General features: G+C 63.4%; 10 protein-coding genes and 1 pseudogene. 5 read left to right on the forward strand and 6 right to left on the reverse strand.

Going from position 1 to position 12,168, the window contains the following annotated elements:
* Positions 1–77: 77 nt before the first annotated feature.
* Positions 78–887, forward strand: a complete 810-nt coding sequence (locus QYH69_RS03935) for an ATP-binding cassette domain-containing protein (protein WP_308830597.1) — start codon at positions 78–80, stop codon at positions 885–887.
* Positions 888–953: 66 nt separating this feature from the next.
* Positions 954–2,177 (forward strand): ROK family transcriptional regulator, encoded by a 1,224-nt coding sequence (locus tag QYH69_RS03940; protein WP_308830598.1) that lies wholly within the window; start codon positions 954–956, stop codon positions 2,175–2,177.
* Here QYH69_RS03940 and QYH69_RS03945 read toward each other — a convergent pair.
* Positions 2,178–5,267, reverse strand: a pseudogene (locus QYH69_RS03945) (transglycosylase domain-containing protein).
* A gap of 286 nt (positions 5,268–5,553) precedes the next feature.
* Between QYH69_RS03945 and QYH69_RS03950 the strand changes: the two are divergent.
* The 3 genes from QYH69_RS03950 (at position 5,554) to QYH69_RS03960 (ending at position 7,888) form a co-directional block, all read left to right on the forward strand.
* Positions 5,554–6,870 (forward strand): FAD-binding oxidoreductase, encoded by a 1,317-nt coding sequence (locus QYH69_RS03950; RefSeq protein ID WP_308830599.1) that lies wholly within the window; start codon positions 5,554–5,556, stop codon positions 6,868–6,870.
* Between the two features lie 184 nt (positions 6,871–7,054).
* Positions 7,055–7,405 carry a hypothetical protein gene (locus tag QYH69_RS03955; RefSeq protein ID WP_308830600.1) on the forward strand — a complete coding sequence of 117 codons (351 nt, stop codon included), beginning with the start codon at positions 7,055–7,057 and terminating at the stop codon, positions 7,403–7,405.
* 270 nt (positions 7,406–7,675) lie between these two features.
* Positions 7,676–7,888: a hypothetical protein gene (locus QYH69_RS03960; RefSeq protein ID WP_083615489.1), complete on the forward strand. Its 213-nt coding sequence runs from the start codon at positions 7,676–7,678 to the stop codon at positions 7,886–7,888.
* 11 nt (positions 7,889–7,899) lie between these two features.
* Here the strand turns inward: QYH69_RS03960 and QYH69_RS03965 are convergent, their stop codons facing one another.
* From QYH69_RS03965 to QYH69_RS03985, 5 genes are all read right to left on the reverse strand, one after another.
* Complete coding sequence (locus tag QYH69_RS03965) at positions 7,900–8,235, reverse strand: hypothetical protein (RefSeq protein WP_308830601.1); 336 nt, start codon at positions 8,233–8,235, stop codon at positions 7,900–7,902.
* Positions 8,236–8,284: 49 nt separating this feature from the next.
* Entirely contained in the window at positions 8,285–9,076 is a 792-nt protein-coding gene (locus QYH69_RS03970; protein WP_308830602.1) for an AraC family transcriptional regulator, read from the reverse strand.
* Positions 9,077–9,339: 263 nt separating this feature from the next.
* Entirely contained in the window at positions 9,340–10,647 is a 1,308-nt protein-coding gene (locus QYH69_RS03975) for an FAD-dependent oxidoreductase (RefSeq protein ID WP_308830603.1), read from the reverse strand.
* Complete coding sequence (locus QYH69_RS03980) at positions 10,644–10,937, reverse strand: 2Fe-2S iron-sulfur cluster-binding protein (protein ID WP_308830604.1); 294 nt, start codon at positions 10,935–10,937, stop codon at positions 10,644–10,646. Before QYH69_RS03980 ends, QYH69_RS03975 begins: the two co-directional genes overlap by 4 nt.
* Positions 10,930–12,087, reverse strand: a complete 1,158-nt coding sequence (locus QYH69_RS03985) for an FAD-binding oxidoreductase (RefSeq protein ID WP_308830605.1) — start codon at positions 12,085–12,087, stop codon at positions 10,930–10,932. Before QYH69_RS03985 ends, QYH69_RS03980 begins: the two co-directional genes overlap by 8 nt.
* Positions 12,088–12,168: the final 81 nt, after the last annotated feature.

Genomic DNA, 12,168 nt, shown 5'->3' on the forward strand with positions numbered 1-12,168 from the left:
CGCTCGACGCTCGACGCTCGACGCTCGACGCAGAAGCATCACCATCTTTCGCACCGCATTCAAGCATGGAGCCCGTCATGTCGACGACATCCGTTCCCTCTTCCGCCGCTTCCGCGGTTACCCCCGTGCTCGAAGCCCGCGGCATCGTCAAGCGCTACGGCCAGGTCACCGCGCTCGACGGCTGCGATTTCGAAGTGCTGCCAGGCGAAATCATGGCCGTGATCGGCGACAACGGCGCCGGCAAATCGTCGCTGATCAAGGCGCTGTCCGGCGCCACCGTACCCGACGAAGGCGAAATCCGTCTCGACGGCAAGCCCGTTCGCTTCCGCAGTCCGCTCGATGCGCGCGAACAGGGCATCGAAACCGTCTATCAGGACCTCGCCGTCGCACCTGCGATGAGTATCGCGGAAAACCTGTTTCTCGCGCGCGAGTTGCTCAAACCAGGCTGGCGCGGTTCGCTATTGAAGATGATCGACAAGCGCCGCATGCTCGAAGAAGCGACCGCGCATATGAAAGACCTGCAAATCGGCATCCGTTCGATGCGGCAGGCCGTCGAAACGCTATCGGGCGGCCAGCGCCAGGGCGTGGCCGTCGCGCGCAGCGCGGCATTTGCGCGGCATGTCGTGATTCTCGACGAACCGACCGCCGCACTCGGCGTGAAGGAAGGCAACATGGTGCTCGAACTGATTCGCCGCGTGCGCGATCGCGGGCTGCCCGTTATTCTGATCAGCCACAACATGCCGCACGTGTTCGAGATCGCGGATCGCATCCATATCCAGCGTCTCGGTCGGCGCGCGGCGCTCGTCAATCGCAAGGACGTCCATATGTCCGAAGCTGTGGCGATCATGACCGGCGCAAAGGAAGCGGATGTGAAGGCGATCGCGTGATGACGCGACGTTCGCCATGCATGCGAAGGCCATAACAACTCATTGCGGCTGAAGCCGAGGAACACCATGGATACCGGCATCCGCTCGCCGCTCAAACGCACGGTCGGCTCGAACCAGGTCGGCATGCGCCAGTTCAACGAACGTATCGTGCTGCAAGCGATCCGCCTGCATGGGCCGCTGCCGAAAGCCGACGTCGGCCGGCTCACGCGGCTGTCGATGCAATCGGTCTCGATGATCGTCGACCGGCTGATCGACGACGGCCTGCTCGTCAAGCAGGCGCGCGTGCGCGGCCGCATCGGTCAGCCATCCGTGCCGATTGCGCTGCGGCCCGACGGTGCGTACACGATTGGCGTCAAGGTCGGGCGGCGCAGCCTCGACGTGCTCGCGATGGATTTCCTCGGCCGCGTATGCTGTCGGGAAGTTCTCGAGTATGCCTATCCCGATCCTCGCACGCTTTTCCCCGCGCTCGAAAACAGGCTTGCGCGCGTGAACGATGCATTGGGCGCGGCAAGAAAACGCAAGATAGTCGGCGTCGGCGTAGCGGCTCCGCTGTGGCTGGGAGGCTGGCGCGAGTTTCTGGGCGCACCGCGCGACGCGCTCGATGCGTGGAGCGACATCGATATCCGCACGCGCATCGCGACCATGACCGGCTTGCCGGTCGAGTTTGCCAAAGACACCACCGCCGCCTGCGCGGCCGAACTCGTGATGGGCCAGGGACGCGGCATCCATCATTTTCTGTATCTGTTCGTCGGCACGTTTATCGGCGGCGGCCTCGTCATCGACGGGCGCTTGCATGGCGGCCCGCATGACAACGCGGGCGCGGTCGGTTCGATTCCGCTTGCGGGCCGTGTGCGCGGCCCCGCACGGCAGTTGTTGCACGCAGCATCGGGCTTCGTGCTCGAGCGGCTGTTTACCGAGGCCGGCGCGCCGGCCGCCGCCGCGCACGATGAACGCGCATTATCGGCAGACCTGTGGCGGTTGACCGACCAGTGGCTCGACACCGCATGCCCCGCCATCGCAAGCGCCCTGACCAATGCGGCGGCGCTGCTCGATCTGGAAGCCGTAGTGATAGACGGCGAGCTCGACCGTCAGTTGTTGCGTGAAATCATTCGGCGTACCGAGCGTGTGCTCGATCGCTACGAATGGGAGGGTATGGTCCGACCGCAATTGCTCGAAGGTACGATCGGATCCGATGCTCGCGCGATGGGCGGCGCGATTCTGCCGCTCTATGCGCACTTCGCGCCCGTGCACGAGCTGTTTCTGAAGCCCGCGACGGAAGTCGGTCTCTAGCTATCTCGCCGCGGGCTGCCCGCTCGCCGCCGCGACGCGCCTCGCCGCCCGCTCCGGCGGCGTGTCGAGCAGCGGCTGCAGCGCGGCCCCCATCGATTTCAGCAACTGCACGGACAACGCGCTCGTAAAATCGAAGCGGCTCGCGTACGGCTCATGCACGACGGCGGTCATGGTGCCGAAGTACCGGTCGCCGAGTTCGAACACGAAAGTTGCCGTGCGATTGACTTTGCGCGACTCGATCAGGCGCCCGCCCTTCGCATAGACATTGAAGCGCTGGTCGCCCGTGCCGGTTTTGCCCGATACGGCCAGCACCTGGCCATTCGGGAAGCGGATGCCGTCCGCCAGACGACGCGCGGTGCCGCCCGCAACGACGTCGTGCACGAGCGATTGCACGACACGCGCGATATCGGGCGACAGCACCTGCTCGGGCTGCGCTTGCGCGCGCGTGAAGCGCGTTTCATACGGCGTGCCCTTCGCAAATTCGAGGTCCGTAATACTATGCGTCGGCACCTGTTTGCCGCCGTTCGAAATGATGCCGATCAAGTCGGAGGCCAAGCGGTCTTAGGAAGACAAAACATTCTACCAACTCCTTGGCTCACAGAACGACATGGCTACGATCCGACTTAGCACGCGCCACGACTTGCCGATCTCATCATAGGCACGCTGTTCGACCATGCGTTTGATGCGGCGATCCTGGGTTGCGTGATAGCGCGTCTTGAAGAGCCATTTGTAGGCATCCGCGCGCGCATCGCGGCTCGCTTCCTGCACTTCGTTCAGGCTTGCCTCAGGGTGCGTGCGCAGATAGTTGACGGTCCACAGTTCGAGCGGATGCACGCTCGAAATATAGCCACGGTCATTCAGATTGAACTTGTCGATGCCGTACTTCGTATAGAGCTTTGCGAGATCTTCGTTGTCGAGAATGACGGCGGCCGGCGTGCCCTTCAGCGCGGCGCGCATCTGCGCATTGAACCATTCCTGCGAGCCATCGGGCGCGACGCTGCGCAGCACGGTCGCGACCTTCGGCGGCGATTTGCGCACTGTGCGCAGCAATGCGGCGAGTGCCGCATCGGGTGTCTTGCCGTGATACTTCGTGTAGAAGCGGTTCATATAGACGCGGCTTTCCTGGTCGGCGAAGCGCGTCAGATACATCTTGCGCGTCGCCGGATCGTCGAGCCATTGCGTGCTCGGTCCCGACGTCTGAATCATTTCGTAGTGGACGATATCGCGCATCATCCGCACGAAAACCAGATTCACCGAATGCTGGAAGGCGCGATGCACGGTCAGAATGCGGCCGTTATCGCTCGATTCGAAATTGCTGAACACCTGGCCGCCGCCGCCCGTGTAGAACATCTCGCCGGCGCTCGCCGAATACTTGCGCTCGGTCGCCGCATCGAGCATCGCGGGCAGCGAATGGTCCTTCGTATGCAGCAGATAATCGATCGACCAGCGCGTCAAACCATCGGACGGGTCGGCCTTGACTGCGCGCAATTCGTCGTTGCTCATCGAGGCATAGCGACCGTGCAGTTCCTCGACGATCTGTAGATATGTGACGATCGTGCGCAGTTTCGCCGTCGAACCAAGGTTCAAACGCGCGCCCTGGTTGATGTCGAACGGCTGGTCGACGCTATCTGTCTGCACGCGCATCAGGTTCTGGCCGCCGTGCTTTTCGAATAGCGTGAAGCTATATGAAATTTTCGACGGATCGTCCTGCGGGCGCAGCATGTCCTTGCCGTAAAGTCCGGCAGCGCGCGCGCCGTCTTTGGTCGCGGCAGCGGCCAGCCGGTCGCTGACCGCCTGCTGCACTTCGTTGTCGAGCGTCGCGGTGGCGCTCAGGTCGAGACGGTCGAGATCGTACAGGTTGTTCACGCCCAACGCCGTCATCAGATGCGAGCGCAGCGACGTCACCGCCTTGCGCGATACGAACGATTCGGTCGCCGCTGGCAACGACGCACGATGCAATTCGACCGGCGCGGACAGCGCCGCATCGCGCAACGCCGTCGAAATCGCGCCGCCGCTCGCAAGCAGCCGCAGATAGCTGTCGGTGAGCGTTGCGAGATCCGCATTCCTGCGCAACAGGAAATGCGAAGGCCCACGCTGCGCGATCATCAGCGACAGCACCTGGCGGAATGCCAGGCCTTGCGCAGCCAGGTTCTCCTCAGTCGTCGGCGCCGCGAGAATGCGGTTCACCTCGTCGAAATCACGGCCATACCACGCAGCAAGCCCGTCGCCGATCCCGTTGATTTCGCCAATGCCCGGCTGCGCCGCGAGCGGCACCGAATTCAGATAGCGCACGACGATTTCCTGACGCGCTTCCATTGTGCGCGGACCGTCGAGGTACGCGCGCACCGAGGCCGATGCGATTTGCCGCAGCTTTTCCTGCGGCGTCGCGGTACGGCCGCCTGGCGAGTGGCGAAATTTTTCGATCTGCGTCGCGAGCGTGCTGCCACCCGGCTGCGGCTGGTTATGATTGAAAAAGCGCAGCCCCTGGTCGGCGAGTGCGCGGCCGAAGCGCGTCCAGTCAATAGCCGGGTTGCGATTGGGTTGATCTGCATCAAGCAGATGACGATCCTCGATAAACAGCAACGCGTTCACGACAAGCGGCGGAATCGCGTCAAAGCCGCCATAAATCCGTTTCGGATAATCGTCGCCGAACAGTTCGATGCCGGTCGAATCGTAAAGGCGCAAGCCGGCCTGATCCTTCTCTTCGAACGGGATGAAAAGACCGTTGTCGGCCAGCGAAAGCATGCGATCCGAATCGCGCGCCTGAGAGGCGATGGTGAAGCCGCGTTCACGCAGGCGCCGTTCGATAGACGGCAGAAGCGAGTATCCGAGCCGGATATCGTAAGGCCCGTCCTTCGGAAAACGGATATTGTCGCTCGGGCCGGTCGCAACGGTGAAACCGACTTCGCTGGTGAGTTCGGACAGATACCGGGCCTGCAGCCGCGAGGTATCCATTTCGATCTGCACGACGCGCACACCGGCCGCGACCGCCACCAGAAACGCTAGAAAAATACCCCACTTCAGCCACTTCCAGATGGATGCGGTGCCGGAGGTACGCAGCGGCGGAACGCGAAGCAGAGGCCGATTCATGGTGGCGTCTCCTTGCAGATGCCAAACCACAAAAAATGCGACTCGTATCAGTCTAGCGCGTAACCGAGGTTTGCGAATGACCATCGCGCAAACAGATGCCTGCAATGAGTACGCCACGCAACACTCGCGGCGCCGGCGCCAGCCGGAATTCCGCGCGGCACGGGCTTTTCCGGCTTGGCGCGTGCGTGGCAGTCCGTAGCAGCCGCGCACTTCCCCTATGGAAAGCCCGATAGGAGCGGCGCGGAAATTTCAGTACCATAGCCGCCCATTTCAAGCGGAACCGCTTATGCAAAGCTTTTACGAAGCGACCGTAAGCCGGCCTGAACGCCCGCGTCTGACCGGCCGGCAAAGCGCTCGCGTATGCATCGCCGGCGGCGGCCTGGCCGGCCTGTCGACTGCGCTCGGGCTCGCCGAGCGTGGTGTGCGCGACGTCGTCGTGCTCGAAGCGGAGCAGGTCGGGTTCGGCGCATCGGGGCGCAACGGCGGTTTCGTGTTCGGCGGCTATAGCCTCGACTGTGCGGAGCTGCTGCGAATTCTTGGGCCGTCACGCGCTCGCGAGCTGTATGCGCTGACCACCGATGCAGTCGACCTGATGCGCGAGCGCATTCGTCGTTATCGTATCGACTGCGATGCCATCGATGCGGGCGTGATTCTCGCGAACTGGTTCGACGAGCCGGCGCGGCTCGATACGCAACGGCGCTTGATGAAGGAATCGTTCGGCGTCGACTGGGAACCGCTCGACCGGCGCGATCTCTCGGCAAAGCTCAAAACCTCGCGTTATCACGGCGGTCTTTTCGAGCGTCATGCGTTTCACTTTCATCCTTTGAAATATGTCGCCGGCATCGCTGCCGCTGCAAGCGATACCGGCGTACGCATTTACGAGCACTCGCCCGTGCTTGCGCTTCGCGCACAACGCAATGGGTTTGTCGTCGAGACCGCGCACGGCGCGGTCGACGCGGAGCATGTCGTGATGGCGGGCGGCGGCTATGCGCGCAACGTCTATCGGCGCGTCGAACGTGCGGTCCTTCCGATCGCCACCTACGTGATCGCGACCGAACCGCTCGGCGAGCGACTGAGAGACGCGATCGACTGCGCGTCGGCCGTCTATGACACGCGCTTCGCATTCGACTACTATCGGCCGCTGCCCGATACCCGTATTTTGTGGGGTGGCCGGATTTCGATCGTCGAACGCACGCCGCAGGCAATTGCGCGGCTGTTACGCAATGATCTGCTGAAGGTCTACCCGCAATTGCATGATGTACACGTCGACTACGCATGGGGCGGCCTCATGAGCTATGCGCGGCACAAGATGCCGCAGATCGGCCAAAGCGCGGATGGCATCTGGTACGCGGTCGGCTTCGGCGGTCATGGAATGGCGCCGACTACCGTTTGCGGCGAGCTGCTCGCATCGGCGATCAGCGGTGAAAGGGCTGTGCCCGACGCGTTTGCGGAGTTCGGGCTAACGCACACGTTCGGCGCATTCGGTCTTGCAGCCGCGCAGTTGACTTACTCCGCCATGCAAACACGCGATGCGCTTTCTGCGAAGTTTCCCGCCCGGTCGGCTACGCGACTCGACGCAAAGCGGCGCACGTCATCACGCTAAGCGATCCGAAGCAAAAAATGCGACCGGCGGAGCGGCAAATCGCGTACTTGCCGGCTTTCGCGTCACCCGCGTCACGGTCCGCCGATCGAACCGCCGAACGGCCCGCCGGCTGGGCACGTCCCTTGCGTCGTTATAATCTGCTGTTGCGTGAATACGATTCGCCGTTTTGATATCAAGGAGCGTCATGAGGAATTCGTTCAAAGCATCGTTATACACCGCCACCCTGCTCGTTCCTGTCGCGCTTGGCGCGTGCGCGCAGTTTCAGCGCAATCCCGACGCGGGCGATCCGGAAAACGACCAGATCACGAATCGCCCGGTTGCCGACGTCGTTCAATGCCTCGAACAGGAAGCGAAAAAACACGATACGAAGGTCACCACGTCTCCGATTCCTCAAGGCACGATGCTCGATTTCGGCGAATCGAATATCGTCAAGGTCCGCACCGACAACGGCGGCACCACCTACCGCTATTACGCCGGCAAGCGTCACCTGTCGAACATGTGGATCGAGGCGGCCAGCAAGACGTGCGCGCCGTAACGTCCACGCGACGTAAGCGTAAGCAAACAGCAATCGAGTCGACATGCGAACATCGCATCGCGAATGCGAACGTACGGGGGAGCGTGTGACGGGCTGTCGCATCCTTGTCTTAAGTGTCGTTTAAGTTTGGCTCATCAAGATGCGATGCACTCGAATCGAACCGTGATCCGTATGAGGTGCCCGATGCACAACAATGAAGATAACAACGAGCGTGACACTCAGAAGACCCTGTCGGTTTCGTCCACGCCGGTAGCCGCAAAGCGGCCTACGATGTTGCGGCGGCTGCTGAGCCACCACGAGCTCGCCACGCTGCTATTGCTGCTGCACGCGCCTGTCGATGCGCATGCGAAACCCGAAATTCCGATGCTCCAGGAAGCAGGCCTCGTTGAAAGCATTGCATCGTCCGATGCCGGTGCACCGCGCATTCGTCTGACCGATGAAGGCAACGCTATTCTGCGCGGTCTGGGCCTCGGCGTCCGATAACGTCCCTGTCATCAGGCTTGCCACACCGCATAGCCTGCCTCGCGTAACCCGATCGCAAGTTCCACTTCCATGTCGCGCGCTCCGTCGTACGGCATCGGGTTGTAAAAGTCATACAGTTCCGGCATGAGCCGCAAACCGTAATCGCGCACATAGCGATTCGCCTGAATGTCCGCCTTGTGCCTGTCGAAGCGCAGGTCCGGGTCGAGTCCGGTCATCCCCACATACACGCATGGCTTGGCGAAGCGATAGTCGGGATTCGCGCGCCTGAAGCGTGCTTCGTTCCATACGGCGTCGTCGAGTGCGACGACGTACACGTTGTAGCGCAGCAAAGCGCCCCGCTTTTTCATTTCCGTTCGCGATGCGCACTGTTTGCTGCGCGGCCTGCCACGTGGACTGTCATGCGGCCGCGCGCGGGCGTCCGCTGCCGAGCAGCAGTAATCGGTATTCGGTCGGCGTGACGCCGACGGTCGCCTTGAATTGCCGCGTAAATGCACTGTGATCGGTATAGCCGCACAGCGCGGCGACGTCGGTTACCTTGTCGTGCGAGACGAGCAGCGCGGTCGCCGCATCGAGGCGCGTTTTCAGCAGCACCTGGCGCGGCGTTAGATGGAACACCTTGTGAAAATAGCGTTCGAGTTGCGCGACCGACATATCCGCCATCGACGCAAGCTGCTTCAGGTTCAACGGCTGCACAAAATTTTGCTGGATGTACTGGACGACGATCGCAAGACGGCTGTACGCGGGGTGGCTGCTCTCGTCGGCCTTCAGATCGCGCGACGTGCCCGCGAGGCCGACGATGCGCCCCGCTGCATCGCGCAGCGGCTGCTTGCAGGTCAGACACCAGCCGGGCTGGCGGCCCGGATACAGATGCAATTCGAGCTGATCGAGCATCTGGTTGCCCACATGAATCACCGCCTGGTCCTGCGCGGTATAGATGCGGCCGAAGCGGCTCGGGAATACCTGTTCGGCGGTCTTGCCGAGCAGCGCCTCCTTCTCCTTATATCCGCAGCGCGATGCCAGCGTGCGGTTGACGAGCGCGTAGCGCGCTTCGGCATCCTTCACGAAGAACACGGTGTCCGGCATGGCGTCGAAAACCGGCGCGAGCATGGTGAAGTGCGCGAGCATTGCGGCGAGCGGCGGCGACCCTGCACGTTGGTCAGGCGTCCCACGGGGGCCTCCCTCAGCCATTCCATAGGAACTTCCTGAGGTCACCCCATAGGGACTTCCTTCGGGCGCTTCCAGCGGACGAGCCAGCGTGGTCATTGTTTGCGGATTCCAGGTTCGCTGAGCGGTGCGGTGCGTAGGCCGGGCAGGAGGTTCACTGAGGGCATCTCACAGAGACTTCCTGCGGGCGCCCAAACGCACTTCCTGCGATCGTGCGAACGATTATAGGGCCGTGCGGCGCAGTACAAAATTCGGGACGCCCCGAGTACGCGCGACGTCCTTGCTCTTTACTTCGCGTCCGGCGTCGTGTCGCGCACGGCTTCGAGCAACGTGCCAATCCGCGCGGGACTAAACGGCGGCCGCACCTGAGCGGTGTTCCAGCCGAAATAGAGTTCGGCCGCGCATCCGCAGATGCGCCCCTGGCAAGGTCCCATCCCGCAGCGAGTTTGCAGCTTTGCATCGCGCCAGTTCGTATGCTCGCGCACCTGCGCGCAGGTCACATCTTCGCATCGGCAAAACAACGTGTCGTCCGATGGCAGCGCGCGCGCCGCTTCGCGAGGCGCAAACGCCGTCTCGACGCGCCGTGCGAAGCGCCGCCACCGATCGCGCTGCGTCTGGAGCCGCGCAGCTTCGCGCTGTGCGTCGACGGCTTGCAGCCCTGCGATTTCTCCTTCGACGCTCGCGAGTTCCATGCCGCCGACGCCGGTGCACTCGCCTGCGGCAAACACATGCGCGAGCGACGTGCGCTGCGCGTCGTCGACGATAAGCGCACTGCCCGCCGCCGGATCGCGATGGACTGCGCAACCAAGCGACTCGCCGACCGTGACGTTCGGCACCAGCCCATAGCCGCACGCGATGCGCGCACAGTCGAGCACGAGATGGCCATCGCGGCCCTGGCGAATTCGGACCTGCTCGACGCGGCCATCGCCGATCGCTTCGCGCACCACGCTTCCGGTCAAATAGCGCAGCCCCGCAAAACCGTGCGTAAGCCGCGCTGCCTGCCACAGTTTCGACGGCGTCGCGAAAAGTCCGACGCCGAAGCGCGCAACCGCCGTCCACGGCGCCTGCTCAATCACTGCAAGCACATTGGCGCCCGCTTGCCGCGCGGTGGCGAGCGACGCAATCAGCAGCGGCCCGCTGCCGGCTATCACGATCCGCTCGCCGCGCACGGGTACGCCGCCTTTGATCAGCGCCTGCAATCCTCCCGCGCCGGTCACGCCGGGCAACGTCCACCCTTTGAACGGCAGCAACCGCTCGCGCGCACCGGTCGCAAGAATCAGCCGCTCACAGCCGAGTTCAAGCAAGCCATGCTGCGCCGATTCGACGAGCAGACTGCGATCGTCGAGCGGCGCGACGACGCGCGCTGAAGAGAAAACGTCGACGTTTCCGGCACGCAGCAACGCGTCGAGACGTTCGTTCAATGCCGGCGCCGGTGGATACGCGGGGCCGTGGCGCCAGACCTGGCCGCCGGTACGCGGGTTATCGTCAAGTACGGCGATGCGCGCGTGCGCCTGCTTCTGCGCAGCGGCGCGTGCGGCGCTCAGGCCTGCGGGGCCCGCACCGACGATAACGACGTCGTAGTGCCGGCGGTTCATGTCGTCCCCGCGTCCCGGCTTGAGCCAGCGGTTTCGATCGTCTGCCCGTCGCGGCATAGCGTCTGGCACGCGAGCCTATGCGCGCAACCATCGATCGTTACGCGGCATTCCTGGCACACGCCCATGCCGCACAGCGCCGTGCGCGGCATGCCGGTTACCGAGGTTCGTGTACCCGCGATGCCAGCATGTGTCGCAAGCGCAGCCGCTACGGTAGCGCCCGCCGGCATCTCGAGAACATGCCCGTCGACGGTTACACGCACGCGCGCGTCAGCCTGGTTTGCGTCACGCATGGCTAACCCCGTGCATGAAGCGCGCCGGCAGGTAAGGATCGGTAGCGATCGTGGCCGCACCGCCGGTGATTTGCGCGGCAAGCAATTGTGCAGTGGCAAGCGATGTAGTGACGCCGAGTCCTTCATGGCCGACCGCCAGCCAGACGCCCGCGTTCGAATCGCCGGCGATGGTCTCGCCGGCCGCCGATACGCCGTACCGCCCGATCAGCGGCAAGCCGTCGGGTGTCGCCGCTCGAAAGCCGGTCCACGCGCGAATCGCATTCAGATCAGGCAATTGAGGCAAATAACGCGCTGCACGCTGCAGCATCTGCGCAAGGACCGGCATTTCGACCGCGGGGTCCGTCGTATCGAGCTGCCTCGACGAGCCGATCAGCAATTGCCCTGTTGGCCGCGGCTGCGCGTTGAATGCAACCGATGTGCCCGTCGCATGATGTGCGCTCCTGATATAGCCGAGTTCGAGCAGTTCATGCCGGATCAGTCCGGGGTAACGGTCGGTGATCAGCAGATGACCTTTTTTTGGTTGCAGAGGCAACGATCGCACGAGTTCCGTCGCACCGATGCCGTTCGCCACGATCACATGAGAGGCCTCGATGCCCCCCCCATTCGCAAGCCTCACCGAATGCGCGTCGACTGCAACGACTCGTGTTCCGGGCCGCACGTCGATGCGCGCGGCGGCTGGGGACATTTTCAACAGCCATTGCGCGACCGACGGCGCATAGACGATGCTGTCCTGCTCGATCAGCAGGCCGCCTGCCATGCCATGCACGAGCGCTGGCTCGCACTCGCGCAATGCGGACGCATCGAGCATCTGCGACGACACGCCCTGCGCGGCAAACGCGTCGTGCATGGCTCGCGCCGCTCGCCATTCTTCGTCATCCTCTGCGACCCAGAGCGTCCCGCAACGCGAGAACGCATCGCGTTCGCGCAGTTGCGGGGCCAATTCGAGCCACAGATCGCGCGAGTAACGGCTCAGTGCGAATTCGGCCGGCGAGTCGTGCATCACGACAATGTGCCCCATGCCCGCCGCGGTCGCACCGCCGCCGATCCCGTGCGCGTCGAAGACGACGACGCGCAAGCCGCGCGCAGCCAGTTCCGCCGCGCACGCCGCGCCAACGATGCCCGCGCCGACGATCAGCGCATCCGCTTTCATCTATCGCCTCGCGTATCCGTGGCTGCGCCGATCGCGTGCGCTGGTTGCACGCGCAACGGTTCGTACCACTGCGAGGAATGC

Origin of the sequence: Paraburkholderia sp. SARCC-3016 (assembly GCF_031119615.1) — a bacterium.
Taxonomy (GTDB): domain Bacteria; phylum Pseudomonadota; class Gammaproteobacteria; order Burkholderiales; family Burkholderiaceae; genus Paraburkholderia.